Source organism: Acidiferrobacteraceae bacterium (genome assembly GCA_037388825.1).
GTDB lineage: Bacteria > Pseudomonadota > Gammaproteobacteria > Acidiferrobacterales > JAJDNE01 > JARRJV01.
In genome coordinates this window covers 1-25,911 of the sequence record JARRJV010000022.1, presented here as the reverse complement: position 1 = coordinate 25,911, position 25,911 = coordinate 1, and the positions used below count along the sequence as shown (strand labels likewise).

Here is a 25,911-nt window from a genome sequence, read left to right as displayed (position 1 = left end):
TTTGCACCGGGCCCGGTGCTTTCATTCCCGTCGAGCCGCCTCCAGAATCGTATGTTCAGGGTCGCGATGACCGCGACCGACGGAAAACAACCGGAGTTTACGATATGGGTATGGACCTGCAACTGGATGGCGAAGGCTTTCTGCTGAATCGGGACGACTGGTCACCCGAGGTGGCGCGCGAGCTGGCGCAGATGGACGGCATGGAGATCACTGACGAGATCATGGGTTACATCGAAGCCGCGCGTCGCATGTTCGAGGAGAATGGCACCGTGCCGCCGATCCGGAAATTTGCCAAAGCCATGGATACGGATACCAAACATCTGTATGACGTGTTTCAGAAGGGCCCCATGAAGCTCATTTGTAAATGGGGCGCGCTACCCAAACCCACGGGCTGCGTCTGATCCCGGAAACGTGGTGCGGATCGTGTTACCATGATCCGCGAATCCCCCCGAGAACGTCATGAACCCGCTCAGCCAGGAAGACCGGATACAGTTGTCGCAACTGATCTTCGAGGTCCTCGAAGTGTGGCGTGTGTCGCCGGCCGAACAGATTACCCTGCTCGGCCTACCGGAGCAGACCAAACCGCGGGCCCTCAAACGCTATCGGGAGGGGACGCCGCTACCCGACGAGCTGGAGATCTGGCAGCGGGTGCAACAGCTGGCGGGAATTGCGGATGCGCTTCGAACATCTTTTCCGAGAAATCCCCAGTACGGCGGGATCTGGATGCACCGTCGCAATCGCCGCTTTGGTGACCGCACCCCGTTGGCGAGCATGCTGGAGGACGGAATGTCGGGTATCACGGCGGTCCATATGCACCTCGACTGCTCCTATGACTGGCATGTGGACGAAAAGGTCCACGCGGACAAACGCTCCTGAGGCACCGCGCGCCGGTCAGGGTCCAGGTGGACTAGCGCCGTGGGCAAGAATCGTCTCGAGGCCTTCAGTGATGGGGTGCTGGCCATCATCATCACCATTATGGTGCTGGAGCTCAAAGTCCCTCACGGGGAAACCCTTGCCGCTCTCAAACCCCTTTTGCCGGTCTTTCTGAGCTACGTTCTCAGTTTCGTCTACATCGGTATCTACTGGAACAACCACCACCATCTGTTGCACACGGTCCATCGGATCAGCGGCGGTATCCTTTGGGCCAACCTGCTCCTCCTGTTTTGTCTTTCGCTGTTGCCTTTCGTCACGGGTTGGATGGGCGAGAATCATTTCGCCGCGGTACCCACCGCGCTTTACGGCGCTGTACTGATTCTGGCCGCAATCGCCTATTGGATTCTGGTCCGGGCCATCATTGCCGTTGACGGAAAGGATTCGCTTCTTGCCCATGCCATCGGTCGCGACATCAAGGGCAATCTGTCGATCGTGATCTACGGCGTGGCTGTAGGGTCCGCCTTCTTCAATCAATGGATTGCCCAGGCCCTGTATGTGGTGGTGGCGCTGATGTGGCTGGTGCCAGACCGGCGCATCGAGCGGGTCCTGGCGGAACGGGGCTAGTACTCCATTCGACCGCGTCACACCCGTCGGCGCCGGTGGTCAAGGGATCGCGCCATGGTTTAGGATGGCGATTCCACTATCCACCGCGGCAACAGGCGACTGCGGCTGAAGGAGAAGAGAATGAATCTGGAAAAAGTGGCATTTGCGTTCTTTATCGTCCTGGCCCTGACCCTCAACTTCGGTTTCTTCGTAGGTGAGATCGAGGCCCCCGCTCACCACAATGTCTACGAGCTTTATGCCGCACTGGTGGTCAGTCTGATCGCCACAGTTCTGAAATTCGGCGACCGTACCCACCTGGGCGCCGTGCTGCTTGCCACCAGCCTGGTGGCGGATCTCCAGCTGATTGCCGCCGCGGTGGTGTGGGGCATGGTGGTCCACGTTCAGGGAACTGGCTTCAGCGGAGAAGTGGTTGCGGCTATCGTGTCGCTGTCCGGCGGCGCCTTGCTGGCGAACATCACATCGGTGGTACTGCTGGTAGCGGAGACCATGACCGTGCGTCGCTGAGCGCGCACCTGGACCTCCCATGCGCAATGTCGCTTTCATTCTGTTGCGCCAACTGCGGGCCCCCCTGATCGTCCTGATCGTGGTGTACTCCGTCGCGGTCCTCGGGTTCGTCCTGATCCCCGGCGTCGACGATCACGGCCAGGCGTGGCACATGGATTTCTTCCACGCGTTCTATTTCGTAAGCATCCTCGGCACGACCATCGGCCTTGGCGAGGTCCCCTACGCATTCACCGATTCCCAGCGCATGTGGACCCTCGTCAGCATCTACAGCACGGTCTTCGCCTGGCTGTACGCCATCGGCAGTCTGCTCGCTGTGATCCAGAACCAGGCCTTTCGCAGCCTGCTGAGTGAAAATGCATTTCGACGTGCCGTGCGCCGAATCATGGAGCCGTACTACCTCGTATGCGGCTATGGCGATACCGGCAGCTTTCTGGTGCGGGCCCTTGCCGAAGCGGGAATCCGGTCTGTGGTGATCGATATCGACAATGACCGGATCAACGCGCTACATCTGGAAGATCTCCGATTCCCGGTTCCCGGCCTGTGTGCCGACGCGGCGATGCCGGAGGTTCTGCGCGCCGCGGGCCTGAATCATCCGCACTGCGCAGGTGTTGTGGCGCTGACGAATGTGGACCAGGTCAATCTCAAGGTGGTTATTTCCGCCAAGCTTCTGAACCCGAGACTTGCGACCATTGCCCGCGCGGAAACGCGCGATGCGGAGGCCAATATCGCCTCGTTCGGAACCGACCATGTGATCAACCCGTTCGATACATTTGCCGGGCGTCTGGCGCTGGCTCTGGAATCGCCGGGCATGTATCTGTTGTACGACTGGATGACCGGGGTACCCCACGAGCATCTGTCCGAACCGGTGTTCCCATCTGTCGGCCGTTGGGTCTTGTGTGGATATGGCCGGTTCGGAAAGGCAGTGTGCGAGCGTCTTGCCGACGCGCGTGTGCGCACGACCATCGTCGAGGCCAATCCGGAAGGGACCCATGCGCCCCCGGATACCATCACCGGCCGGGGGACAGAGGCGGTGACCCTGCGTGAGGCGGAGATCGAGCAGGCGGTGGGCATCGTCGCCGGGACCGACAATGATGCCAACAATCTCTCCATTGTCCTCACGGCGCGCGAATTGAATCCGAACCTGTTCATCGTGGCGCGCCAGAACCAGCGCGAAAACAATCCGATCTTTCGTGCCGCATCGATCAACATCATCATGCAGCGCGGAAGCATCATTGCGCACAAGATCTTTGCCCTGATCACCACCCCCTTGCTTTCCGAGTTCCTGGAAGCGGCGCGGAAAATGGACAACGAATGGGCCAACCAGATGGTTAGCCGCATCTCCGGCATTACCGCGGACGAGGCGCCCCGTGCCTGGGCGGTCACCATCGACGAGGAGGGCGCCCCCGCCGTGCGAGCGGCCATCGACAAAGGTGATCCCGTGACCCTGGCAGAACTGTATCGAGATCCCCGCAATCGGGATCAACGGCTTGATTGCTTCGCCCTGCTGATCAAACGCGATGAAGAACATCTGTTGGCGCCGTCCGAATCGACGCAGGTACAGGTGGGAGACCGGATCCTGTTTGTCGGGCGCTACGGGGTGCGGGCGCAACTGGACTGGGTAGTGAAGAACGAGAACGTCTTTCACTACGTCTACACCGGACGTGAACGCGGCAGCAGCTATCTGTGGCGTGTGATGGGCTCGCGCGGCTAGGCTGGGTCAGCCGGCAACGAGAAAATTTCGTGCCATGTGCTGAAGCCCGGTTCGATAGGAATCGAACATCAGTGCCAGGCGGAAGAAAACCCGGTCCATGCTGAATTCCTGTGCCATCGGATGGCGCGCCGCCTGCTGGAAGTGGGCACGACCCATGTCAACGTAGTAATCGACGCTGACCGGTCGTCGCTTGTAGCGGTATCGATGCTCGATCCATCCGGGAAACATCCCGGTGAGATACAGGGAGTAATTGCCGATGTGGGAATGAAGCAGAAACTCCCGGCGCGAGTCAGCATCCGGGACTGCCGCGGCGAGATCGAACAGGTATTCATAATCCTCACTGTCGCCGCGGGCGATGCGATGAACGCGATCGGTGTGCACGAACAGGGCCAGCAGGTTTGCCAAATAGTTGATTACGCTGCGGTCGGTTTGTCCGCGCGGTCGCCCGAGGGTTCGTCTCAACAGCACATTGAACAGCAGGAAAGGTGAGATATCGAGAAGCTCGTCGCGCCGTTGCAGAATCTCCAGAGCAACGTAGTCGCTGTCGAGAATGGACTCCAGGGTATTGGGGAACCGATGCAGGCCTTCGACAATCTGCTCGTAGTTTCTTCCAGGCTCGGGGAAATGTTCGATCAGGAACCTGAGGTCCCGGGAATGCAGCGGATCAAGATTTGAACAGGCAAAATCCGGTCTGTGCATGTGTCCCCCAGATCGGTTGAATCCAGCTTCCTTACAGTGTAGCAGGGATTTGCGGATATCGGCACAGAACTTCCTTGTTGTCCCACGGTCGATACAGGTTGTGGGCTGAAACTATAGATGGGGACAATATGAATCAGATGAATGGAACAATGGGTCGGTTTGTGCGTGGACTGGCACTGACGGGCCTGTTGCTGGCAACGGCCTCGGCCTATGCCGGCGGGCTGGCAAATTTCGATGGAAAACCCCAAACCATCTCGGATTATACGGGCCACGGAAAATGGCTGGTGGTCATGATCTGGGCCCATGACTGTGCAGTCTGCAATCGCGATGTGGGTCAGGAAATCGCTTTCTACAACCGGCACCGCAAAAAGGACGCTACCGTCCTGGGTATCAGCCTGGACGGCAAGGAGTATCACAAGCAGGCCGTCGATTTTATCCATCGACACAAGGTGACGTTTCCGAATCTGATTGGCGAGCCCGAGGACGTTGCCGCGCTGTATACGGAATATACGGGTAATGACTGGGTCGGCACGCCGACGTTCCTGATCTTCGATCCCAAGGGAAAAATTCGGGCCGAGCAGGTCGGCGCGACGTCCGCGAATCTGATCGAGAAGTTCATCGAAAGCAACAGCAAGTCCTGAGTGCCGCTTCGTCCGCTTGCGGGCGGCCGTTGAGTGCGGCAAGCCGGGCGGCATACAATGATCTTCCCGGGCGCGGACGAGGGTTCGAATCCGACCCCGTGGGAGACTTGTCATGCACGCAGAAAGCCTCAAGACCATGACCCGAAACCAGCTCGTGGAATTGATGGAGCTGTATCCCCCCGAGTCCGAGCTGGGAATGCTGGTACGAGAGGAATGCCGGCGTCGCACCCAGCGATGGGGGCAAGTGGCGGGCTTTGCCTGGACCATCATGCTTCTTTGCGCGCTACTGATTGGCCTGGCGACCTGGCTTCATTAGGCCCACGGAAGGCAAAGAGGGGCCGTTGCTTTTGCCGGTATAGACTGTTGCAGTAGCCGCTTCCATTTTTTATGGACAAGCCCATGTACCGATTGCGCACGCAGCAAATGCCGACTCCGGAGCAGGCCCTTCCCGGGCGGGATCAGGTGATGCCGGTTCCGGAACGGCACTTCGTCAATGACCACCCCCTGGCAGGTCCGTTTCCCGACGGAATGCGGCAGGCGCTGTTCGGACTGGGGTGCTTCTGGGGCGCCGAGCGCAGATTCTGGGAGCTTGCCGGTGTCTACTCCACCGCCGTCGGCTATGCCGGCGGTTACACCCCGAATCCCACCTATGACGAGGTCTGTAGCGGCCTGACCGGTCACAACGAAGTGGTGCGGGTCATATACGATCCGGCGCAGGTTTCCTACGAAGACCTTCTGACCGTGTTCTGGGAGTCCCACGACCCGACCCAGGGGATGCGCCAGGGCAATGATGTTGGCACCCAGTATCGTTCGGGTATCTACTGTTACGACGAGGAGCAGCGCAGGGCCGCCGAATCTTCCCGGGATCGCTATCAGGCGGCGCTTTCCGCCGCCGGCCGGGGCACCATTACCACGGAGATCGTGGAGGCCCCGAATTTCTATTTCGCCGAGGGCTACCATCAGCAGTACTTGGCCAAGAATCCGGGCGGTTACTGCGGCCTGGGAGGCACCGGGATTGTCCTGGGATCGGCCCCGTAGCGTCAGTCGGGGCAGCGATTCTGCGTCTGATCTGCCGCATCTCGTCAGTGTCCTCCTGCGAAGGAATTGTAGCTTCCCGAATCTTGTCCAAATCGCCAGTGCTAAACGATTGAAACATCAGGGTTTCCGGAATTTCCGGTTTGACTGGGTTTTTTTCACTGCAATGGTGTAATTCTTGCATCTATACTCTTGTTTCCAATTAGAAATTCTGGATGGGGAAGGTGCAGGTGAAGAAGAAGGTAGAGGTTGGCGATCTCAAGGCAGGCATGTTCGTCTACGAGCTGGATCGGCCGTGGCTGGAAACCCCATTCATGTTTCAGGGTTTTGAAATCACCTCGGCGGAACAGATCGAGGCGCTTCACCAGTACTGCAAATTCGTCTACATCGACACCAGCCTGGGCAGCGACGTCGCCGAGGCCGCGCCGCCCCCGCCGCGCCGCGCCAAGGTCGAGTCCCTGGACAAGCGCCGGATCGAGCTGGAGGTGCTTCGCTCCCAGGCCCGGTCCGTTCTGCGCAAGGATCCCTATGTCGACACGACGACGCTTGAAGACGAGATCCATCAAGTCCGCGATACCTATCGACACGCACAGGAACTCATGGACAAGGTTCTCGATGACGTCCGTGAGAGTCGCGATCTCGACATCGACGCCATCAGCCAGCTGAGCGCCGACTTCACCGCCAGCATCATTCGCAATCCGGATGCGCTGGCGCTGTTTTCCCTGATACGGCAGAAATCGGACTACATCGCGCACCACAGTCTGCGCGTCTGCATTCTCGCCCTGGGCCTGGGTCGCCAGATCGGCCTGGAACAGGAGTCGCTGAATGTGCTGGGTATCGGCGCCCTGTTGCACGATGTCGGCAAGATTCGCGTGCCGATGGAGTTGCTGGAAAAGCGCAGCGACTTGTCACCGGCAGAAGCCGAAATCATCAAACGCCATGTGGGCGACGGTTTGCGGATTTTGCGCCAGTATGCACCGGGTATGCCGACCATGGCCCTGGAGGTCGTCGGTTGGCACCACGAGCGCTACGACGGTAGCGGTTATCCCCTGGGCGCGAAGGGCAATGACATCAGTCAGTTTGGGCACATCGGCGCCATCGTCGATTACTACGAGGGTGTGACCGGAGATCGTCCGTGGCGCCAGGGAGCTGACGCGCACTCGACACTAATGCACATGTATGACCGTCGGGGCCAGCTTTTTGAGCCGGAACTGGTGGAGCAGTTCATTCGCTACATGGGGGTCTACCCGATTGGTAGCGTGGTGCAGCTAAACACCGGCGAGCGGGCCGTCGTCATTACGCGCAATCGGGAGCGGCATCTGCGCCCGCGAGTGGTCCTGGCCAGTGATGCGGAAAACCGGGTGTATTCCGGCGGTCGCATCGTCGATCTCGCCCGGCAGCGAACCGAGGGTGGCCAGTTGTACGAAATCGTACGCGTCCTGTCTCCGGAAGAACACAACCTGGACCCGCAGGCCTTCTTCCCGATGGTTGCCTGAGGCGATAGATCCGCTACAACAGGGAGTCGATGAACTCCTCGATATCGGCGCGGTGCCTGGCTCCGCTGAACCGGCCCAGCTCTTCTCCGTCGCGCAGCAGGATCACGGTCGGGAAGCCGCGAACGTGATAGCGGCCAGCCAGCTTCATATTGTCCCCGCGATCGACTTCCACCCGGGCGAGAGCGATCTCGCCACCCCGTTCCGTCACGATCTTTTCCAGTACGGGCGCGATCACGAGACAGGGCGCACACCACGCGGCCCAAAGGTCGAGAAGCAGCGGCCGCTTTCGTGACTCCCCCAACACGAGTTCATCGAAGGAGTCGAGATCAACATCGAAACTGTCGGTGTTCGGCGTGTGCGAATTCATGACCAGATGTGCGGCCTCAGGCGTGAAGAAGCTGTTGCAGTTTGGCCTGTTTCTGGCCAACCAGCTCGGCCAGGGTATAGCCATCCAGCACCTGAAGGAACGCGTCGCGCGCATCATTCAGGACACCGCGAAGCTCGCATGCCGGCAGGATGGGACAGTGAGGCGACATGCAATCGATTATCTGCAGGGTGCTTTCCATGTGCCGGACCACGTGCCCGACGCGAATCTTTTCCGGATCCTGGGCGAGCGTAATTCCGCCGTGTTTTCCACGAAAGGTCTTAACCGCACCCAAACCGGTCAATCCATGAAGGACCTTGTTCAAGTGATTCAGGGAAATGCCGAACGCATCAGCGATTTCGGTGAGGGTAACGCGTTCCCCTTCGTGTACCGCGAGATATATCAGGATGCGCAGGGAATAGTCGGTATGGCGGGTGAGTTGCATGCTGATTCATTCCTTCGGCCGGCAAGCCGATCATCGGACCCAAGTATATAACGACTCCGTAGCCCGCAGGTTACACATCCCTCCCGCCGGACGTCGCAGACGGATTTGCTCAATGCGCCTTGATCAGCTTGCGCACGGTTCCCGCGACCAGGGGGTCGTCCCATTGCACGCCGCCGACGCTTGCGTAGCGGATGGACCCGTCGCGGTCCACAATGTATGTGGTCGGAAAGACATATACCTTCCAGGCGCTGTAGGCCTTGCCGTTCGGGTCCAGCAGTACGGGAAAATGATAGCCGTTCCGGCGAATGAATTTCCGTACGGTGGTCGCGGATTCGCCGACATTGATCGCGAGGATCTCGAAGGAGTGATTCTTGAGCTTCTGGTACAGCCTTTCCATGGACGGCATTTCGTGTACACATGGCGGACACCAACTGGCCCAGAAATTCACCAGCACCACCTTGCCCCGGTAGTGGGCCAGACGCCGGATCTTTCCCTGCAAATCGTGCAGGGCGAGGGGCGGAATGTGCGCCAGTTTTGCGTCCTGAAGGCCCAGGGGCGCGCTCGCGCGCGCGGCTTCCGTGGTCCGGTAAACCGGGGCCGCGTGGGTAACGGGGGCAAGGTCCCCCAGGGTTCTGACCGCGCGGTCGAGCGCAGCGGGCAGGGCCGCCCGGGCGCGGTAACTGGCCGGGGTCATGAGTTCGGGTGGCCGCAGTTGAAAACCGTCAACTGCCCCTTTGAAGTACTGGACGAACACGGAGCTCCCCGCCGCCGTCAGGGCAGCGCGCAGTTCCGGCATCCGGCGACTGCTGGTCGACAGTGTCGGTTGCAGAATGTAGACAGGGAGGTTGGTTTCGTGCACCACAGGCAGGTACTGCGCGTCGTGGCCGGGTTGGGGCCGCGCCGCGTACAGGCCGGGATGAAACAGAATGATGCCCCGCAGGTCGGACTTGCCCTTGTGGTGCTGCTGCCAGTATCGCGCGGCGCGCAGCACGGGCCGGGCACCCAGCCCGGTGCTCATCAGGAATACGCGCGTCTTGCCCTCCTTGCGTGCACGATCGACCAACAGGGCGATGTCGGCCGGGCGAAAGTGGTCCACGCTGCTGCGGTTGGTGGAAACGAAGTACGCGCTTTGCAGATCCGCGATCCAGACCTCGATACCCCGCGCGGCCAGTTGGTCCGCTGTTTCCCCCTGTGGCGGCTGTACGCCGAAGCGGGAAGGGGTCCAGATAATGGCAACGTCTCCCGGGGCCGTGTGTCGTTCGACGGGGATGTCGTCGCCGGCGGTACCGCGCACGGTAAAGGCGTCACTGGCCGAAGCGGCGGCGGGCAGCACGACAAGGAGTGTCAGGACAAGAAAGAGAAAGCGGGTCGTCACGGTAGTGCGTGGTGCGGGTCGTCGATGGACAAGCGTAACCGAAGCAGTCGTCGCGATCTATGGGTGGACCGAAAACACCGGTCTGGGGTAGCCGCATACCCGGCCGGGCGCAGATGGACTTGTTCTGACACAGGGCGCCCGGGCCGGTAGAATTGCCCCGGAGCCATTCAGCGAGAAAGCCGTATGCACGCCGCCATTGTCCGTGTCCAGGTTAAGCCCGAATGTCTGGACGTATTCATCGCCGCCACCCACGCCAATCACAAGGCCTCGCTGCAGGAGCCGGGGAACATCCGCTTCGACGTGCTGCAACATCCCGAGGATCCCACGCGCTTCGTCCTGTATGAACTCTATCGCAGCGCGGAAGATGCGGCGGCGCACGAGGAGACGGATCACTATCGTCGCTGGCGGGACGCCGTCGCGCCCTGGATGGCCGCTCCCCGTGAAGGCGTGATTTACAATGGATTGTTTCCGGAAAAATCCTGATGGCGATGGGCAGCTTTTCCGTCGGCCGCATTCCCCGGATCGAGTTTGGGACCGGGGTTTTTGCCCGGATTCCCGAACTGGTGTCGGCCTACGGGACAAGGGTCCTTCTGGTCACCGGCGCACGCTCCTTTCCCGATTCGGAACGATTCCGCTCGCTGGACTCGGCCCTGCGTGAACATGGCGGAACCGTAGAGCACGTCCGCGTGGATGGTGAGCCGTCGCCACAGCTTGTGGACGATGCCGTCCGCGAGTACGGGTCGCGCGCGATCGATGTTGTGCTCGCCATTGGCGGCGGCAGCGCGCTGGATGCGGGCAAGGCCATCGCTGGCCTGTTGCGCGTGGGTCGCCCGGTATCGGACTACCTGGAAGGGGTAGGGCCGGAACTTCCCTATACCGGTCCGGCCGTGCCCTTGATCGCGGTTCCCACCACGGCGGGGACAGGCAGTGAGGCGACGCGAAACGCGGTGCTGAGTGTTCGTGGCGAAGGTGGGTACAAGAAGTCCTTCCGTGACGAACAACTGGTTGCGCAGTATGCGGTGGTGGATCCGGACCTGCTGGCCAGTTGCCCCCGTACCGTGATTGCAGCCAATGGTATGGACGCCCTGACCCAGTTGATCGAGTCCTGTGTATCTACAAGGGCGAATGTGTTTACGGACTCCCTTGCCTTCGAGGGCTTGAAGGCCGCGCGGGACGGGCTGCTTCCTCTGTACGAGGGGACCGGGGACCCGTCCCTCGCGCGCGAACGAATGGCCTATGCTGCCCTGGTCTCCGGCATAACCCTGGCCCATGTTGGCCTGGGCTCCGTTCATGGACTGGCTTCCCCCCTCGGTGCTTTCTACCCGATACCCCATGGCGTTGCCTGTGGCACACTGGTCGCGCGTGCGACGGAGGTGAACATCGCCGTCATGCGCGAGCGCGAGCCCGACAATGTCGGCCTCAGATCCTATGGGCGGGTGGCGGCAGTTCTGTGCGAGCGGGATTTTGCATCTGCGGAAGACGGGTGGACCGCGCTCGTGACCTTGCTGGAACAGTGGACCGACCGTCTCGAGCTTCCGCGACTTTCCGGTTACGGGATCGATCCCGCGGATCTGGACCGCATCGTTGCCCATTCGCGCGGCAGCAGCATGAAGACAAACCCGGTCGTGTTGACCGATGCCGAGATCCGGAGTGTACTGGAGCCACGGCTCTAGCCAGCGATTGAGTGACTTCCGGTGAGACACGAAGAGTATGGTGATATAGCAAATCGACCGGCGACACAGTTTGTCGTGCGGCCCAATCGTTCTCTGAGTCGGGAAGGCATGCTGGTGGCGTTCTTTTCCATCACAGCCGTGCTGCTCACCATCGCCGGCGCCTTTACCCTGATGGGCGCGTGGTTAATCTTTCCCTTTGCCGGTCTGGAGGCACTGCTGTTTGGCGGGGTGTTCTTGTGGTTTTACCGGCACTAAGACGATCACGAATACATCGTCGTGGAAGGGGACCTGGTTACGCTTATACGTCGCTTTGGCGGTCGGGAATCAATTCAGAATTTCCAGCGCTATTGGACGCGTGTGACCGTGGAGCCTGATCCCCATCCCTTGCGCCCGCCTCACGTACTCCTGGGATCCCATGGGGTAAGGCTGGAGATCGCCGCGGATCTCAGTGCCGAAGAGCGAGTGGATTTCGCGCGACACCTGAGGGCGGCCCTCCAGCAGCCAGGGGATTAAATCTGCGTCCGAACCCGTCCAGAGTCATGAGATAACAACAAGCCAAACGGCCACAGGAGGGAATGATGGGGATTCGCTGGACTGCGTTGATACTGTTTTTTGCGGTGGTTTCCGTCGCCGGAGCCGCGGAGGATCAGGCCACGGTCCATGAAGACCGGACACGGGTCGATCAATGGAACCGTTTCGCTGCCAGGCTATACGAGGTGCACCGGGAGCGGATGGCCGGCAGGCAAATCCGCACCGAGACGAAGGAGGGCGGATACGGCGGAGATTTCAGCAAGGGGTTTCACTATGTGGAGACCAGCTATTTCGACCGCGAGAGCGGGCGCCTGCTGGCCCGCATCCGGCGGAACAAGGCAAAGCCGGACATCCTTCATACCATTGAAGAGAATTTCTACGATGCCAAGGGTCGGGTGATTCGTGACTACACGGCGGCCTGGCTTCCGCGTTTTCACAATGCCCCCTACCAGACCCTGATCGATCTTCATGTCTATAACGGCAAGCTGCATGCCTTCCGCCAGTTCGACGCATCAGGAGAAATAATCTTCGAGAAGTGCGAGGGGAGCTATTCTGGCAAGGCGGTGAGCATGTCTCTGGAAGATTACGAGATACCGACAAACCAGATGGACATGAGCGGCGTCTATCTCGCGTGCTTCAGCGGCCTTCCATCGGTGGCGGGCAAGTGGCTGGACCCACGTTCAGAGTTGCCTGCAAGGCAACGATCGTCCCGGAGCGATCTCGATCCCGGTCAACAGCTGGCAAAGCTCAATGCTCAGCTGAAGCGCGAGCCCCGGAATGGCAAGTTGTATATCCGCCGCGGTGATCTCCTGTTCGCGCAACATGAGTTTGACCGTGCCGTGGTCGACTACGACCGGGCGATCCGTCTGAACCCGAAACTGGATCAGGCCTGGTTTGGGCGCGGCATGGCCCTGGGACGGGCGGGCAAACTGGATCGGGCGATCGCCGATCTGACAGTATTCGTGCAACGCAATCCTGAGAGTTCCGTCGGTCTTACAAAGCGCGGAATCCGCAGGGTGTGGAACGGGGATCTGAAGCAAGCCCGGCGCGATCTGGAGAGGGCGATCGAGCTGGATCCCGGGAATTCAGAAGCCCACGACGACCTTGGCGTATTGTTTGCGCGGGACCACGAATACGCGCTGGCCATGCAACACTTTCGCAAGGCTATCCGCCACGATGCCAGCTATGCCAAGGCCTATCATAATCTGGCCACGACCTATTATCTGAAAGGAAACCCAAAAGAGTCGCTCACCTGGGTGGAAGGGGCATTGGCGCTGGATCCGGAGAATCGCAATTCCCTGCTGCTCAAGTCCGAGGCGCTGCTTGCGCTGGGGCGCGAGGACGAAGCCAGGATCATTCGCGACGAGGCGGAGCAGCTACCCCAGGGGAACTGGACCGAACGTCTGGGCGTACAGTAGCGCTCAGGCCATCCCTTCCGACGGTGCCGCCTCGCTGTCCATGTGAATCTCGACCCCCGCCATGGGGCGGATATGCGCCGCGGGAATGTCTTCCCCCTCACGCCAGCGTTCCATCGCCTCCCGCTTTCCTGCACCGGTCACCAGGAACCAGACCTGCCGTGCCCGCCCCAGGCGTGACGCGCTCAGGCTGATTCGTTCGGGTGGTGGCTTGGGCGCGTCGTGCACCGCGAAGTAGATGTGCCAGGCGTGCCAGTCCGCATCGGCCTGCGCGAGCAGGCGGTACAGGGTCCGCGGGGTACTGCCCCCGGCCAGTACCAGGTGAAAGGCGCCGCGTTGGGCGACCGCCTCGGCGGCGGAATCCAGCAGGGTCCTCGACAGCGTACGCGTCAGGGCATCGCTATCCGCATACACGTACCAGCGCCGCGTCTGGGGCGGTGTGCCTAGATGTCGTTGCGCCATGCCTGGTCCTCGGCGTCAAACAGGCGAGTGGTTTCTTCCGGACCCCAGCTACCGGCCGGGTAGGTATGGATGAACTGCGTCTCGTGAGACCAGTGCTGGAGAATGGGATCGACGATCCTCCAGGCCCATTCCACTTCATCGAAGCGAATGAACAGGCTGCGGTCGCCCTCGATCACATCCAGCAACAAGGTCTCGTAGGCTTCCAGCGGAATCTCGTCGGGATCGCGGTAGGAGGCATTCAATTTCACGACGCGGGTATTCATACCCAACCCGGGTTGTTTTGCGTGCACTTCGATGTGCATGCATTCATTGGGCTGTATGGATAGCACGATCCAGTTGGCAACGGCGTGCTCCAATGGCGTTTCCCGAAACAACTGCTGTGGCGGAAGACGAAAGCGGATGCTGATGGCGGACAGCTCTTCCTTGAGTCGCTTGCCGGTGCGCAGGTAGAAGGGCACCCCGCGCCAGCGCCAGTTGTCGACATAGAACTTGGAGGCGACAAAGGTTTCGGTGGTGGAGCCTGGGGCAACGCCGGATTCCTGTGCATAACCGGGTACCGCCTCACCATCGATCGCCCCGGCCGAGTACTGCGCCCGGAAGGCATAGTTGCTGACGGATCGCTTCGGGATGGGCCGGATGGAACGCATCACCTTCACCTTTTCGTCGCGCAGCGCATCGGCGTCCAGGGTCGCGGGAGGCTCCATGGCGACTACGGTCAGCAGCTGCATCAGGTGGTTCTGCAACATGTCGCGAAGGGTGCCAGCCGTATCGAAGTATCCCGCGCGATTGCCGATGCCCTTGTCTTCGGCGACGGTGATCTGCACATGATCGATGTAGTTGCGGTTCCAGATCGGTTCGATCAGGGTATTGGCAAAGCGAAAAACGAGCAGGTTCTGCACGGTTTCCTTTCCCAGATAGTGATCGATGCGGAAGATCTGTTCCTCGCTGAAGTACTGATGCAGCTGGTTGTTCAGGGTCTTCGCGCTCTCCAGGTCTTCGCCAAATGGCTTTTCCACGACAATGCGATGGCGCGCATAGGGTCCACTGAATCCGGCATGATGGAGCTGGGTGACGACTTCCGTGAATTCCGTCGGGCGGATGGCGAGGTAGAAGACGATGTTCTCACAGGTACCCATGCGCGGCCGGCTGACCACCTCCATGATGGCCTTGTATGCCTGGGGGTCACGCAGATCGCCCTTGACATAATCGAAGCGCGCCGCGAACTTCTCATAGGCCGCGGTATCGAATCTGTCACCCGAATTTTGTTCTACCGCAAGCTTCATGTGGGATAACCAGTCATCCTGGGTCCACTCGCGGCGGGCGAAGGCGACGAAGCGCAATTCATCGTTCAGGCGGTCAGCGACCTCCAGGTGATACAGTGCCGGCAACAGCTTTTCCGTCGACAGATTTCCGGTGGCACCGAAAATGACGAAATAGCAGGGACCAATCGTGACCGCCATGTCAGGCCTCCTCCTTTTTTACCGCATGCCCGCCGAAGCCCTTGCGCATCATGGCCAGAAGTCTTGCCGGGTAGTCGCTCTTTCCCTGGCTGGAGAAGCGCATCATCAGCGACAGGCTCATGACCGGTGCCGGTATGCCTTGTTCGATGGCTTCCAGCGCGGTCCAGCGCCCCTCGCCGGAGTCGGCTACAAAGGGCTCGATCGCGTCCAGCTCCTGGTCCGCGGCAAGGAATTCCGCGGTCAGGTCCAGCAGCCAACTGCGTACAACGCTGCCATAACGCCACAGTTCGCTGATCTGCGCCAGGTCCAGGGCAAAATCGTCGCGTGCCTTCATCAGCGCCAGTCCCTCTGCCAGCGCCTGCATCATGCCGTACTCGATTCCATTGTGAACCATTTTCACGAAGTGCCCGCTGCCCGCGGGCCCGACATGCCCCCAACCCGTGTCTGTTGTCGGGGCGAGTACCCGCAGCGCGGGTTCGACCGCGGCGACCGCGTCATCTGGGCCTCCCACCATCAGGGCATATCCGTTTTCCAGCCCCCAGACACCGCCAGAGACACCCGCGTCCACGTAGTGGATTCCGTGCACAGCAAGGACCGAGGCCCGACGCATCGAATCCTTGTACCAGGAGTTGGCGCCATCAACGACGATATCGTTCTTGTCCAACAGGGGAATGAGTTGCCCGATGTGTTCCTCCGTGGGATCCCCCGCCGGGAGCATGAGCCACACGACGCGCGGTCTATCGAGCCCGGCGATCAGATCCTTGAGTGTGTCCGCCGCTGTGAGCCCGGTTTCCGTCGCCAGGTCCCGGGCCACTTGCGCATGGCGGTTGTAGGCGATGACCTCGATCCCTCCGCGCCGCAGTCGCCGCGCCATATTGGCACCCATCCGACCCAGACCGATCATTCCCAGTTTCATAGCTGGCGCTCCTTGTTGTTCTTGCCGCCGGCGTGGGCCGGCCGCCTGGACCCGCAGACTTCAGTATACCGATGAGACCGCGAGTTGGCGCGGTCGTTCGCGCCCGTCGCGTCGTAGGCCGGTCGAAATGGATTAACGCGTCTTCCGACGGACGTCGGTAACGTTGGGGAGCTGGCCGATGCGCGCAACGATGCGGCTCAGGGCATCGATATCCGGGATCTCAACCGTGAGAATCATGTCGGCGGTGTGGGATTCCTGGTGTGACAGCGTATTCACTGCCGTCACATTGACACCCTCGTTGGCGAGCAGGGTGGTGATGTCGCGCAACAGGCCGCGGCGATCAAATGCCTGAATGGCCACATCAACCGGATATGTCCCGGATGCATCACTTCCCCAATCGACCTCGATCAGACGCTCGGGGGATTCGGCAACCGCACGCAAGGCGTTGTGGCAATCCTGTCGATGGATGCTGATTCCGGCACCGCGGGTAATGAATCCGACGATGGGATCCCCGGGCAGTGGCTTGCAGCATCCGGCGAAGCGAGTCAGGAGATCTCCAACACCATTGACACTAACGCCCGTGGGCAGTCTGCGTGATTGCGGTGCGCGCAACAGGGGCTCGCTGGATTGCTCCCGTGTGCGCACCTCGCTCATGTCCTGCGCCGCGCCCACGAGTTTGGCCGGTCGTACGTCGCCGCGGCCGATGGCGGCCAGAAACTCATCCTGTTTCGAATGACCGAAGCGTTGTGCGAGTTTTTCGTAGTTGATGTCGGTAAACCCGAGTCGCTTCAATTCGCGCTCCAGGATGGCGCGCCCATCGCTGACGTGATGGTCGTGGTTCTGGAGGCGGAACCAGCGCTGAACCTGCGCGCGCGCCTTGCTGGTCTTGAGGTAGGCCAGATGGGGGTTCAACCAGTCGCGGCTGGGTTCGCCCTTGCGCACCGTGAGAATCTCCACCTGTTCGCCGGTGTTCAGTGCATAGGTCAGGGGGACAATATGCCCGTTTACCTTGGCTCCACGACAGCGGTGTCCTACTTCAGTGTGGATATGGTAGGCGAAGTCCAGGGGGGTCGAGCCGCGCGGCAGATCGACCACGTTTCCACGGGGTGTAAAGACGTACACACGGTCGGAGAATACCGCGGATTTGAACTGGTCCACGAAATCGCTGGCCTCGGCGACTTCATCCTTCCATTCCAGCAATTGCCGCAGCCACGCGATCTTACTGTCGAAGTCGGCATCGGTCCGCGTTCCTTCCTTGTAGCGCCAGTGTGCCGCGACCCCGTATTCCGATTCCCGGTGCATCTCGTGCGTACGAATCTGTACCTCCACGATCTTGCCCTGGGGGCCAATGACCGCGGTGTGGATGGAGCGGTAGTTGTTTTCCTTGGGCGTAGCGATGTAGTCGTCGAATTCGCCGGGCAGGTACTGCCACAGTGAGTGCACGATGCCGAGTGCGGCATAGCAGTCACGGATCCGGTCGACGAACACGCGCACGGCATGGACGTCATGGATTTGGTGGAAGTCCTGACGCTTGCGCTGCATCTTCTTCCAGATGCCATAGATATGCTTGGCCCTGCCCGAGACCTCGGCCTGGATCTCGGCGCGGTCCAGTTCATGCTGGAGGCGGTCGACGAAGCGGTCGATGTATCCCACGCGGTCGTCACGCCGTTCCGCGAGAAAGGTGGCGATCTGACGATAGGTCTGGGGTTGCAGATAACGGAAGGAGAGATCCTCCAGTTCCCACTTGATCTGCCAGATGCCGAGTCGATTGGCCAGGGGCGCGTAGATCTCCATGGTCTCGCGCGCAATACGTTGTTGCTTGTCGGGCGGGAGTGACCCCAGGGTGCGCATGTTATGCAGGCGATCGGCCAGTTTGATGAGAACCACACGCACGTCCTCGGCCATGGCCAGCAACATCTTGCGCAGGCTTTCGGCATGGGCGTGTTCACGGCGCTCGGATTCGGGGGCGTCGCGCATGCCGTGGATCATCTTCATCTTGGTGACGCCGTCGACGAGGCTGGCCACGCCATCCCCGAACTGCTGTTCGATGTCCTCCAACGTGACTGGCGTGTCTTCCACCACGTCGTGAAGGATGGCCGCGACGATGGATTCATGGTCCAGGCGCAGTGAGGCCAGGATGTCGGCTACTGCCAGGGAGTGCGTAACGTAGGGTTCGCCGGAGGCACGGGTCTGTCCGCGATGGGCCTGCTGCGCGAATTCAGCGGCACGGCGAATCAGGTCGAACTCGGTATCGGGGCGGTCGGATTGGAGGGATTCGAGCCAAGCGGTGACGTCGCCGGGGCTGCCGACGGGGATTTGCGGGCTGCGAATATCAGCGCCCATCATCGCTTACGTCTGCCTCTTCGTGTATGACCTTAACTAAAGTATGGGGCCGTTCGCGAAAAGAATAAAGAAAAAACAGACGAATACCGGGTCAATACAGGGCGGCGGCCATACGCGGGCGGTAGCGGGCCACGCGTTCGTCCGTGGGTCCGAGGATCTGGAATACCTCGAGCATGCTGCGCCGACCCAGGTCGTCACCGAATTTGCGGTCGCGGGTCATGATTTCCAGGAATTGCTCCAGGGCTTCGTCATAGCGGCCTTCCTGTACATTGCGCAACCCGAGTTGATGGCGTGCCTCCAGGTCCCCCGGCCGTTCATCCACGATTTTCTTGAGGGTATCGCGGTCGGGGGCGTTGACCAGGATCCGCGCATGCTGAATTTCATGTGACAGTGCCTGGGCATCGTCTTCTACCTGGGCCGCAGGGGGCAGTTGTTTAAACAGTCGTTCTGCCTCGGAAGTGTCCCCCTGGGCCAGGACGGCCCGCGCGAGGTCCACGATGACTCCGCTGTGGCCCGGGTCCTGTTCGTGCGCGGCGCGCAACAAATCCAGCGCCCCGCTCGCGTTTCCAGCGCGCGCTAACTCGGCCGCCTGCGCCCGCATCCGGTCGGACTCGCGTTCGACATGGCGGTCGAGCAGCGTGCGGACGACTGATTCGGGCTGCGCGCCCATGAACTCGTCTACCACCTGTCCGTGGCGGAAGACCTTGACCGTTGGCAGGCTGCGGATGCCAAAGCGTGCCGCCAGTTCCTGCTCGGCATCGCTGTTGACCTTCGCCAGGGCGAACAGGCCGTCGTATTCCTTCGCCAGTTTGTCCAGCAAGGGCATGAGTACGCGGCAGGGGCCACACCAGCTTGCCCAGAAGTCAACGACCACCGGCACGGTCTGCGAACGGGCCAGTACCTGTTCGTCGAATGTGTCATTGCCGGCTTCGAAGATGAACGGAAGTTCAGACATGGTTGTCGATCACGCGTGAGGTTTACAGCCCTGAGCGACAATTGGGGACGGACCAGCAGACTTCAAGGGGCCGCGCCTGGTGGGGCTCAGGCGCCCGCAGTCTGCAGGATCTGGTGGCTACGGGAGAACTCCAGCATGCGTTCGATCGGCACCAGGGCGCGGCGTCGGATTTCTTCCTCGATCTCGATCTGGTTGGCGCCCGTTTCCAGTGCCTGTGCCAGATTTTCCAGGCCGTTCATGGCCATCCACGGGCAGTGGGCGCACATGGAACAGGTTCCGCTGGTGCCCCCGGTGGGCGCGACCAGGAAGGTCTTGTCGGGGGCGGCCTGCTTCATCTTGTGGAACAGGCCGTAGTCGGTGGCAACGATCAGGGTATTGGCAAGGGAATCGCGGCCGGCTTCAATCAGTCGCCGTGTGGAGCCAACCACGTCGGCGAGGGCGACCACCGCGTCCGGCGCCTCGGGATGGACCAGCACCTCGGCGTCGGGATGTTGTTCCATGAGCTGTTTCAGTTCGGTGGCGCGAAATTCGTCGTGGACCACGCACGAGCCCTGCCAGAGAATCATGTCGGCACCGGTGTGTTGCTTGACGTAGTGTCCCAGATGGCGATCCGGGGCCCAGATCAGCTTCTCTCCCCGTCGATGCAACTCGTCGACGATGGCGACGGCATTGCTGGAGGTGACCATCCAGTCGGCCCGGGCCTTTACCGCGGCACTTGTGTTGGCGTACACGACCACGGTGCGGTCGCGGTGCTGGTCGCAGAAGCGGGTGAACGTATCGGCGGGACAGCCAAGGTCCAGGGAACATTCGGCACCCAGGTCAGGCATGAGTACACGCTTTTCGGGATTCAGGATTTTTGCGGTTTCGCCCATGAACCGCACGCCAACCACCACCAGGGTCCTGGCGGGGTGGCGGTTGCCAAAGGAGGCCATCTCCAGGGAGTCGGCCACACAGCCGCCCGTGTCCTCGGCGAGTTGCTGAAGTTCGGCATCCACGTAGTAGTGCGCAATGATGACGGCGTCTTCCTGTTCCAGCAGTTCACGTATGCGCGCGTGGAGTTGCTGCTTGCGGTCCGCATCCGGGACCGCGGGTCGTGGTGTGCTTTCCGCCAGGCTGCGAATCCGGGCCTCAAGCTGCAACGGTGTCTGATGTGCTGTGTCCATGGTCACGTCCTGCCGGGCTTGCCTCCCGGTCCCGGCGATGCGCGCCGGCACGATGACTCTATATATATGATGTCAGTCGTGGTGCAAACAAGCATTCTAGCGCAGGCTGGCGCCTACGTGACCCCGGAAATCGGGAAAAAAAGGAGGGTTTGCCCGGCGCGGGGGACTCAAACGGGATAGATGACCAGGTGACGGGCCGGTTCCGTGCCCACGCTCTCGGCCACCAGGCGATGTCGAGTGACGATGCGATGCTGGGCCCGGCGCAAGGCCGGTGGTCGTGGCGAAAGTTCCACCGCCACGCCTTCACGCAGAACGCGCTGAACGGCCTGTTCGGCCTCGACCACGGCCTCGTCCACGGGTTGCTCGTCGGCGCGGGCCGCCGGTGCCGGCGCAAGAAGACTCTGTAACTGATGGCGGATCTGGGCGGTGCTGTTGCGCTTGACGCAGTGGATCGGGACGCCGGTCGCGGCTGACATACGTCGCAGTCGCGCATCCTCGCTGCGCGAGCGCAGGGCCAGGATGATGTCTGCATGCTCCGGCCGGCTGACGGTGCGCGCCTCCAGCCGCAGTGCACGGATCACGCGTTCGACTGAATCGCGGCTGATGGCGTAGGGGTAAATGCGCACCAGGCCGCCACCATCCGCGCCGAATTCCCGGGGCTCCTCGGGTGCGCCTTCTTCCATTGATTCGCTGGCGACAGCGGATTCGCCTTCGCGGGTGCGGCGGATGCCGCCGGCATCAAGGCCGCGCAGGAGATTGTCCACGGCCCGCGCGGTGTTCCGGTGAATCACCAACTCGTCGTGTTCCACGATTTCGACGACCGCATCGAAAGTCGGCGGGGCCTTGCGTTCGGAGATGGTTTTCTGTGTGCCGCGAAAGCGCGCCTCTTCGTCGCCCAGGGTGACGGTCTGTACCCCGCCCACCAGATCCGAAAGCGAGGGATTCTGAACCAGGTTATCCAGGGTGTTGCCGTGGGCCGTACCGATCAACTGAACACCACGCTCGGCAATGGTCCGCGCCGCCAGCGCCTCTTCGACCGTCCCGATCTCGTCAATGACGATGACTTCCGGCATGTGATTTTCCACGGCCTCGATCATGACTGCATGCTGGCGCGCCGGGTGTGCCACCTGCATGCGTCGCGCACTGCCGATGGCGGGGTGAGGGATATCACCATCGCCGGCGATTTCGTTCGAGGTATCGATCACGACGACACGTTTCTTCAGATCGTCTGCCAGCACGCGTGCGATCTCGCGCAGCTTGGTGGTCTTGCCAATGCCCGGCCGGCCCAGCAGCAGGAGGCTGTCTCCCGACTCGACCAGATCGCGGATCAGGTCAATCGTCCCCGACACGGCGCGGCCCACGCGCAGGGTCAGGCCGACGATATCGCCGCGGCGGTTGCGAATGGCGGAGATCCGGTGCAGGGTCCCTTCGATTCCGGTGCGATTGTCGGCACCAAAGTCTCCGGTCCGTTCGATGACGTAGTCCAGCTGTTCCCGTGTCACGGGCTCCCCGGAGAGATTCAGGGCCTGGTCGGGGAGTCGCGCCTGGGGTGTGCGACCCAGATCCATGACGATCTCCAGGAGCGGTGCATCGGGCAAGCCGGCCACAGCATCCTGCAAGCTCTGGGGCAGGCTGCGGATCAGGAGATGGAGGTCGTCGGTGAAGGTGCGTTCGTTCACGATGTCGGTTTCCGAAACCGTTCCGGTGACAGTCCTGTCGCCTATATGGGGGTGCACGGCGCGCGCACAAGTATTGCGATCATCATACCACTGCCGCGCGTGAACGCCCGTCACAATCCGTGCTACCGTCCGCCCATGGACACATTCCTGAATCTCGGCGTATCCCTCGCCATCGGCCTTCTCATCGGTATCGAACGTGGCTGGCAGGAGCGCGCCGCGCCGGACGGATCGCGGGTTGCAGGAATCCGCACCTTCGGTCTGCTCGGCTTTCTCGGCGGACTGTGGGCTCTGCTGGGACGGGAGCTGGGTCCTCTCCTGACCGGAGCGGCCTTCGTGTCCGTTGCTGCCCTGTTGATCGTTGCCCATATTGCCGACACCCGGGTCCGTGGCAGTGTGGGAATCACCACATCCGTGGCGGCCCTGGTGACCTTTGCCCTGGGTGCCCTGGCAGTGCTGGGCTACGGGGTGGTGGCGGCCGGAGGCGCGGTGGTGACGACCACGCTGCTCAGTCTGAAGCCGCTGCTACATGGCTGGCTGCGGAAACTGGAACAGGTTGAACTGCAGGCAGCACTGAAGTTGCTGGTCATGACGGTTGTACTGCTGCCGGTGTTGCCGAATCGCGGATACGGCCCCTGGCAGGCACTGAACCCGTTCGAGATCTGGTGGATGGTGGTATTGATCGCGCTGATCTCGTTCTCCGGCTACGTAGCCGTTCGTCTCCTTGGCGTGAAACGCGGGATGCTGGCGACGGGCGTGTTTGGCGGGCTGGTCTCTTCCACCGCGACAACAGTCAATCTGGCCCGCCGCGCGGCGGGTCCGGTGCCGGTGTCTCTGCTGGCGGCCGGGATCGTCATCGCCTGCTCAACCATGTTTCCGCGTATGCTCATTGAAATCTCGGTGGTCAATATCGATCTGCTGTCACCGCTCCTCTGGCCCCTGGTCGTGATGGCGGGCGTTGGGCTTGCGACGGCCTTGTGGTTTGCCTATCTCAGCCGTGGGGAGCGACTCGAGGGAGCGGTGCCCTTGCGCAATCCCCTGGAGTTGCGGCCGGCGCTGGAGTTCGGGCTGCTGCTGGCGCTCATCATGCTGGCGGCGGAAGCCGCGCGTCACTTCCTCGGCGAGCACGGTCTGTATCTGTTGGCGGCGCTGTCCGGTACCGTTGACGTGGATGCGATTACCCTTTCCGTGGCACGCCTTGCCCGCGATACCGGCGCAAACGGTGCCGATGTCGCCATTGTGCTGGCGGCCCTGAGCAATACGCTGGTCAAGGCCTCGCTGGCAGCCTTTCTGGGCGGGCGGCAACTGGCAATACGGGTCATTCCGGCCCTGTTGGCGATTGCCGGGTCTGGCATCGCCACCCTGTGGTTGTTGTCCTGAGGTACTCCACCATGGGAGCGAATCAAAGAGTGAAGGTATGAGTGATCGAATCGTTGTCTCCCTGAACGGCGAATCCATGGTCGAATACGATCGTCGCAAGCCCCTGTCGGAAAAACAGCGCGAGTTTCTGGACCGCATGGACGAGGATATGGATTCGGGCATTACCCTGGACGGTGAGCGCATCGAACAGCCGCAGCCGGGCGATCGCGCCAGGTTTGTTGCCATGAATCTGGCAGAGGCGGTCCTGACCGACAACGAGGCCCTGGCGGCCGCCACAACCAGTTTCCTCGCGGACCGCCTTCCCGATCTGAAACAGGTACGCATCGTGCGCCAGGACGACGATGTTTCCATTGATCTCGTGTTCGACCAGGAGTTCGTGCGCGCCCAGCCTATACACTTTGTCTCGCCAAGGCGGGATTCCTAGTTGCTGCCAATCCGCCTAAGTGTGTGACGCCAGTCGGGGTTGATCGAACCGGCGGCCAAACGGGCGTAGCGCCCCGTCTCATTCTCGTACCAGCCATAGTCCGCCGCCATGGGCTCGGCCTCGAATCCCCACCAGCTGCCATCGGGATCCTGTGCCACCCAGACCACCCAGGCGGGCATGCGCCCGATCTCCGGAAGGCTCACCGCGCGGGTGCGACAAAGCGCAGGAACAGGAATCCGCCTACGCCGGCGACCACCGATGCCAGCAAAATGCCGCTCTTGGCCATGAGTAGAAAGGAGGTCTGCCCGGGGAACGCCAGTTCGCCGATGAAGATGGACATGGTAAAGCCAATGCCCCCCAGCAACGCGACGCCAATGATCTGGCTGAACGTTGTGCCCTGGGGCAGTCGTCCCACGCCCAGGCGCAGCGCTACCCACGATACGCCCGCAATCCCCAGCAGCTTGCCCGCGACCAGTCCCACCACCACGCCCAGGGTAAGAGGATGGGACAGGGTGGCGGCAAGGGACTCGAAGTCTACCGGGATTCCTGCGTTGGCCAGCGCGAACACGGGAATGATGCCGTAGGCGACGGGAAAGTGCAGTTGGTGTTCCAATCGCTGCAGCGGCGTCTCGACCCGGTGAACGCAGTTTTCGAGGGTTTGCAGCAATGCGCGCTGACCTTCGTTGGTGATGATGGTGGTCTTTGGATCATGGGCCTCATCGAAACGATCCATGAGCGCACGCACGCGGCGAGTGAAGGACCCGGGGTGATATTTCGGACGCGCGGGTATGGCAAGCGCAGTCAGGACCCCGGCGATGGTGGCGTGGACACCGGACTCCAGCATGGCCAGCCACAAGAGACCACCGGCGATGAAATAGGGAAGGGTCCGCCGAATGCCAAAGAGGTTGAACAGTACCAGAACCGCCACCAGCAGGGCCGCCAGCCCCAGGGCGCCCAGGTGAATCTTCTCGGTATAGAACAGGGCGATCACCACCACGCTGCCGAGGTCGTCCACGATGGCCAACGCCACGAGGAACGTGACCAGGGATCGGGGAATCCGGGTACCCAGGAGCACCAGGGCGCCGACGGCGAAGGCGATGTCCGTGGCCATGGGGATACCCCAGCCGCGAGCGGCTTCACCGCCTGTGTTGAACAGGGCGAAAATGACCGCCGGAAAAATCATCCCCCCCAGAGCGGCGAGAATGGGCAGGGCGGCCTGGCGCGGATCGGACAGTTCGCCCACCAGAATCTCGCGCTTGATTTCCAGGCCGACAACGAAAAAGAACATGGCCATCAGTCCGTCGTTAATCCAGTGGTGGATGGAGTGAGCGAACCTCCAGTCACCTACGTTGAATCCGACGACGGTATTCAGAAACTGTTCGTACCCGTGAGCCAGGGGGCTGTTGGCGATGAACAATGCAAGCAGTGCCGAGCCCATGAGCAGCAGGCCACTGGTGGCCTGCTTGTGAATGAACTCCTCGAATGGCGTAACGATGCGGTCAAAAGCCCGCTCAAGGGGTGCATCGTAAACGTCGTCGGCGGAAGGGTCTCTCGCGGTTGGATCGTTGGCCATGGAAGGGGGTCCTGATCGAGGTACGTACGGCGGTGGGTCGGTGCATTCTACCGCCTCCCGTCTTCGGGGCAAAAAAATGGCCTGAATGACATCTGTTCGGGGTGCCACGGGAAAAAATTTCGCTCAAACTCAGGTTCCTGCTGAGCTTGTATTCCTAAGTGGCTGAATTTTTC

At 61.3% G+C, this 25,911-nt stretch carries 27 protein-coding genes and 1 pseudogene; 15 read left to right on the top strand and 13 right to left on the bottom strand.

Going from position 1 to position 25,911, the window contains the following annotated elements; all coding sequences use genetic code 11:
* Positions 1-110 precede the first annotated feature (110 nt).
* From P8X48_05690 to P8X48_05670, 5 genes are all read left to right on the top strand, one after another.
* Complete coding sequence (locus P8X48_05690; protein MEJ2106808.1) at positions 111-401, top strand: TusE/DsrC/DsvC family sulfur relay protein; 291 nt, start codon at positions 111-113, stop codon at positions 399-401.
* A 58-nt stretch (positions 402-459) separates the two neighbouring features.
* On the top strand, positions 460-876 hold the full coding sequence (locus P8X48_05685) for a DUF2384 domain-containing protein (protein ID MEJ2106807.1): 417 nt from the start codon (positions 460-462) through the stop codon (positions 874-876).
* Positions 877-915: 39 nt separating this feature from the next.
* A complete protein-coding gene (locus P8X48_05680; GenBank protein ID MEJ2106806.1) occupies positions 916-1,497 on the top strand; it encodes a TMEM175 family protein in 582 nt (193 codons plus the stop codon).
* 120 nt (positions 1,498-1,617) lie between these two features.
* Positions 1,618-2,001 carry a DUF6394 family protein gene (locus P8X48_05675; GenBank protein ID MEJ2106805.1) on the top strand — a complete coding sequence of 128 codons (384 nt, stop codon included), beginning with the start codon at positions 1,618-1,620 and terminating at the stop codon, positions 1,999-2,001.
* A 19-nt stretch (positions 2,002-2,020) separates the two neighbouring features.
* Positions 2,021-3,712: an NAD-binding protein gene (locus P8X48_05670; protein MEJ2106804.1), complete on the top strand. Its 1,692-nt coding sequence runs from the start codon at positions 2,021-2,023 to the stop codon at positions 3,710-3,712.
* Between the two features lie 6 nt (positions 3,713-3,718).
* On the opposite strand, the gene P8X48_05665 is transcribed toward P8X48_05670, so the two are convergent.
* Positions 3,719-4,411 (bottom strand): hypothetical protein, encoded by a 693-nt coding sequence (locus P8X48_05665; GenBank protein ID MEJ2106803.1) that lies wholly within the window; start codon positions 4,409-4,411, stop codon positions 3,719-3,721.
* 149 nt (positions 4,412-4,560) lie between these two features.
* Here P8X48_05665 and P8X48_05660 point away from each other — a divergent pair, with 149 nt between their 5' ends.
* The 4 genes from P8X48_05660 (at position 4,561) to P8X48_05645 (ending at position 7,583) form a co-directional block, all read left to right on the top strand.
* Positions 4,561-5,052 (top strand): TlpA disulfide reductase family protein, encoded by a 492-nt coding sequence (locus P8X48_05660; protein MEJ2106802.1) that lies wholly within the window; start codon positions 4,561-4,563, stop codon positions 5,050-5,052.
* Positions 5,053-5,164: 112 nt separating this feature from the next.
* Positions 5,165-5,368 (top strand): hypothetical protein, encoded by a 204-nt coding sequence (locus P8X48_05655; GenBank protein ID MEJ2106801.1) that lies wholly within the window; start codon positions 5,165-5,167, stop codon positions 5,366-5,368.
* An 83-nt stretch (positions 5,369-5,451) separates the two neighbouring features.
* Entirely contained in the window at positions 5,452-6,090 is a 639-nt protein-coding gene (gene msrA, locus P8X48_05650; protein MEJ2106800.1) for a peptide-methionine (S)-S-oxide reductase MsrA, read from the top strand.
* 212 nt (positions 6,091-6,302) lie between these two features.
* Positions 6,303-7,583 carry an HD-GYP domain-containing protein gene (locus tag P8X48_05645; protein MEJ2106799.1) on the top strand — a complete coding sequence of 427 codons (1,281 nt, stop codon included), beginning with the start codon at positions 6,303-6,305 and terminating at the stop codon, positions 7,581-7,583.
* 13 nt (positions 7,584-7,596) lie between these two features.
* On the opposite strand, the gene P8X48_05640 is transcribed toward P8X48_05645, so the two are convergent.
* The 3 genes from P8X48_05640 to P8X48_05630 all read right to left on the bottom strand — a co-directional run bounded on the left by P8X48_05640 (position 7,597) and on the right by P8X48_05630 (position 9,767).
* Positions 7,597-7,950 (bottom strand): thioredoxin family protein, encoded by a 354-nt coding sequence (locus tag P8X48_05640; protein MEJ2106798.1) that lies wholly within the window; start codon positions 7,948-7,950, stop codon positions 7,597-7,599.
* A gap of 16 nt (positions 7,951-7,966) precedes the next feature.
* A complete protein-coding gene (locus P8X48_05635) occupies positions 7,967-8,392 on the bottom strand; it encodes an Rrf2 family transcriptional regulator (GenBank protein MEJ2106797.1) in 426 nt (141 codons plus the stop codon).
* A 109-nt stretch (positions 8,393-8,501) separates the two neighbouring features.
* Complete coding sequence (locus P8X48_05630; GenBank protein MEJ2106796.1) at positions 8,502-9,767, bottom strand: TlpA disulfide reductase family protein; 1,266 nt, start codon at positions 9,765-9,767, stop codon at positions 8,502-8,504.
* A gap of 183 nt (positions 9,768-9,950) precedes the next feature.
* On the opposite strand from P8X48_05630, the gene P8X48_05625 reads away from it, so the two are divergent.
* The 4 genes and pseudogenes from P8X48_05625 (at position 9,951) to P8X48_05610 (ending at position 13,389) form a co-directional block, all read left to right on the top strand.
* Positions 9,951-10,250, top strand: coding sequence for an antibiotic biosynthesis monooxygenase (locus tag P8X48_05625; protein ID MEJ2106795.1), 300 nt, complete (start codon positions 9,951-9,953; stop codon positions 10,248-10,250).
* Entirely contained in the window at positions 10,250-11,440 is a 1,191-nt protein-coding gene (locus P8X48_05620) for an iron-containing alcohol dehydrogenase (protein MEJ2106794.1), read from the top strand. Before P8X48_05625 ends, P8X48_05620 begins: the two co-directional genes overlap by 1 nt.
* Before the next feature lie 75 nt (positions 11,441-11,515).
* Positions 11,516-11,953, top strand: a pseudogene (locus tag P8X48_05615) (DUF2244 domain-containing protein).
* Between the two features lie 65 nt (positions 11,954-12,018).
* Positions 12,019-13,389, top strand: a complete 1,371-nt coding sequence (locus tag P8X48_05610) for a tetratricopeptide repeat protein (GenBank protein MEJ2106793.1) — start codon at positions 12,019-12,021, stop codon at positions 13,387-13,389.
* Between the two features lie 3 nt (positions 13,390-13,392).
* Here the strand turns inward: P8X48_05610 and P8X48_05605 are convergent, their stop codons facing one another.
* The 7 genes from P8X48_05605 to P8X48_05575 all read right to left on the bottom strand — a co-directional run bounded on the left by P8X48_05605 (position 13,393) and on the right by P8X48_05575 (position 22,364).
* Positions 13,393-13,848, bottom strand: coding sequence for a 6-phosphogluconolactonase (locus P8X48_05605; GenBank protein ID MEJ2106792.1), 456 nt, complete (start codon positions 13,846-13,848; stop codon positions 13,393-13,395).
* Positions 13,830-15,308, bottom strand: a complete 1,479-nt coding sequence (zwf, locus tag P8X48_05600) for a glucose-6-phosphate dehydrogenase (GenBank protein ID MEJ2106791.1) — start codon at positions 15,306-15,308, stop codon at positions 13,830-13,832. The genes P8X48_05605 and zwf overlap by 19 nt, the downstream gene beginning before the upstream one ends.
* Position 15,309: 1 nt before the next feature.
* Entirely contained in the window at positions 15,310-16,224 is a 915-nt protein-coding gene (gene gnd, locus P8X48_05595; protein ID MEJ2106790.1) for a decarboxylating 6-phosphogluconate dehydrogenase, read from the bottom strand.
* Between the two features lie 132 nt (positions 16,225-16,356).
* On the bottom strand, positions 16,357-18,570 hold the full coding sequence (gene relA, locus P8X48_05590; protein MEJ2106789.1) for a GTP diphosphokinase: 2,214 nt from the start codon (positions 18,568-18,570) through the stop codon (positions 16,357-16,359).
* 88 nt (positions 18,571-18,658) lie between these two features.
* Positions 18,659-19,522 (bottom strand): thioredoxin, encoded by an 864-nt coding sequence (gene trxA / locus P8X48_05585; protein ID MEJ2106788.1) that lies wholly within the window; start codon positions 19,520-19,522, stop codon positions 18,659-18,661.
* 86 nt (positions 19,523-19,608) lie between these two features.
* Positions 19,609-20,685, bottom strand: a complete 1,077-nt coding sequence (nadA, locus tag P8X48_05580; GenBank protein ID MEJ2106787.1) for a quinolinate synthase NadA — start codon at positions 20,683-20,685, stop codon at positions 19,609-19,611.
* Positions 20,686-20,852: 167 nt separating this feature from the next.
* Positions 20,853-22,364, bottom strand: a complete 1,512-nt coding sequence (locus P8X48_05575; protein ID MEJ2106786.1) for a R3H domain-containing nucleic acid-binding protein — start codon at positions 22,362-22,364, stop codon at positions 20,853-20,855.
* Here P8X48_05575 and P8X48_05570 point away from each other — a divergent pair.
* Positions 22,332-23,741 carry an MgtC/SapB family protein gene (locus P8X48_05570; protein MEJ2106785.1) on the top strand — a complete coding sequence of 470 codons (1,410 nt, stop codon included), beginning with the start codon at positions 22,332-22,334 and terminating at the stop codon, positions 23,739-23,741. The genes P8X48_05575 and P8X48_05570 overlap by 33 nt on opposite strands.
* A 37-nt stretch (positions 23,742-23,778) precedes the next feature.
* Positions 23,779-24,165, top strand: coding sequence for a hypothetical protein (locus P8X48_05565; GenBank protein ID MEJ2106784.1), 387 nt, complete (start codon positions 23,779-23,781; stop codon positions 24,163-24,165).
* Here P8X48_05565 and P8X48_05560 read toward each other — a convergent pair.
* Both P8X48_05560 and nhaA read right to left on the bottom strand, forming a co-directional pair.
* Positions 24,162-24,344, bottom strand: coding sequence for a hypothetical protein (locus P8X48_05560; protein MEJ2106783.1), 183 nt, complete (start codon positions 24,342-24,344; stop codon positions 24,162-24,164). The genes P8X48_05565 and P8X48_05560 overlap by 4 nt on opposite strands.
* Positions 24,345-24,364: 20 nt before the next feature.
* Entirely contained in the window at positions 24,365-25,738 is a 1,374-nt protein-coding gene (gene nhaA, locus P8X48_05555; protein ID MEJ2106782.1) for a Na+/H+ antiporter NhaA, read from the bottom strand.
* Positions 25,739-25,911 lie beyond the last annotated feature (173 nt).

What these genes read in the sequence shown, in the direction of transcription:
- P8X48_05565 (MEJ2106784.1), top strand. Translation starts at nt 23,779, where the DNA reads ATGAGTGATCGAATCGTTGTCTCCCTGAACGGCGAATCCATGGTCGAA.
- P8X48_05570 (MEJ2106785.1), top strand. Translation starts at nt 22,332, where the DNA reads ATGGAGGTCGTCGGTGAAGGTGCGTTCGTTCACGATGTCGGTTTCCGA.
- P8X48_05620 (MEJ2106794.1), top strand. Translation starts at nt 10,250, where the DNA reads ATGGCGATGGGCAGCTTTTCCGTCGGCCGCATTCCCCGGATCGAGTTT.
- P8X48_05640 (MEJ2106798.1), bottom strand. Translation starts at nt 7,950, where the DNA reads ATGAATTCGCACACGCCGAACACCGACAGTTTCGATGTTGATCTCGAC.
- P8X48_05625 (MEJ2106795.1), top strand. Translation starts at nt 9,951, where the DNA reads ATGCACGCCGCCATTGTCCGTGTCCAGGTTAAGCCCGAATGTCTGGAC.
- P8X48_05610 (MEJ2106793.1), top strand. Translation starts at nt 12,019, where the DNA reads ATGGGGATTCGCTGGACTGCGTTGATACTGTTTTTTGCGGTGGTTTCC.
- P8X48_05685 (MEJ2106807.1), top strand. Translation starts at nt 460, where the DNA reads ATGAACCCGCTCAGCCAGGAAGACCGGATACAGTTGTCGCAACTGATC.
- zwf (MEJ2106791.1), bottom strand. Translation starts at nt 15,308, where the DNA reads ATGGCGGTCACGATTGGTCCCTGCTATTTCGTCATTTTCGGTGCCACC.
- P8X48_05665 (MEJ2106803.1), bottom strand. Translation starts at nt 4,411, where the DNA reads ATGCACAGACCGGATTTTGCCTGTTCAAATCTTGATCCGCTGCATTCC.
- P8X48_05645 (MEJ2106799.1), top strand. Translation starts at nt 6,303, where the DNA reads ATGGGGAAGGTGCAGGTGAAGAAGAAGGTAGAGGTTGGCGATCTCAAG.
- P8X48_05675 (MEJ2106805.1), top strand. Translation starts at nt 1,618, where the DNA reads ATGAATCTGGAAAAAGTGGCATTTGCGTTCTTTATCGTCCTGGCCCTG.
- gnd (MEJ2106790.1), bottom strand. Translation starts at nt 16,224, where the DNA reads ATGAAACTGGGAATGATCGGTCTGGGTCGGATGGGTGCCAATATGGCG.
- P8X48_05660 (MEJ2106802.1), top strand. Translation starts at nt 4,561, where the DNA reads ATGGGTCGGTTTGTGCGTGGACTGGCACTGACGGGCCTGTTGCTGGCA.
- nadA (MEJ2106787.1), bottom strand. Translation starts at nt 20,685, where the DNA reads ATGGACACAGCACATCAGACACCGTTGCAGCTTGAGGCCCGGATTCGC.
- relA (MEJ2106789.1), bottom strand. Translation starts at nt 18,570, where the DNA reads ATGATGGGCGCTGATATTCGCAGCCCGCAAATCCCCGTCGGCAGCCCC.
- P8X48_05605 (MEJ2106792.1), bottom strand. Translation starts at nt 13,848, where the DNA reads ATGGCGCAACGACATCTAGGCACACCGCCCCAGACGCGGCGCTGGTAC.
- P8X48_05690 (MEJ2106808.1), top strand. Translation starts at nt 111, where the DNA reads ATGGACCTGCAACTGGATGGCGAAGGCTTTCTGCTGAATCGGGACGAC.
- nhaA (MEJ2106782.1), bottom strand. Translation starts at nt 25,738, where the DNA reads ATGGCCAACGATCCAACCGCGAGAGACCCTTCCGCCGACGACGTTTAC.
- P8X48_05670 (MEJ2106804.1), top strand. Translation starts at nt 2,021, where the DNA reads ATGCGCAATGTCGCTTTCATTCTGTTGCGCCAACTGCGGGCCCCCCTG.
- msrA (MEJ2106800.1), top strand. Translation starts at nt 5,452, where the DNA reads ATGTACCGATTGCGCACGCAGCAAATGCCGACTCCGGAGCAGGCCCTT.
- trxA (MEJ2106788.1), bottom strand. Translation starts at nt 19,522, where the DNA reads ATGTCTGAACTTCCGTTCATCTTCGAAGCCGGCAATGACACATTCGAC.
- P8X48_05655 (MEJ2106801.1), top strand. Translation starts at nt 5,165, where the DNA reads ATGCACGCAGAAAGCCTCAAGACCATGACCCGAAACCAGCTCGTGGAA.
- P8X48_05635 (MEJ2106797.1), bottom strand. Translation starts at nt 8,392, where the DNA reads ATGCAACTCACCCGCCATACCGACTATTCCCTGCGCATCCTGATATAT.
- P8X48_05560 (MEJ2106783.1), bottom strand. Translation starts at nt 24,344, where the DNA reads ATGCCCGCCTGGGTGGTCTGGGTGGCACAGGATCCCGATGGCAGCTGG.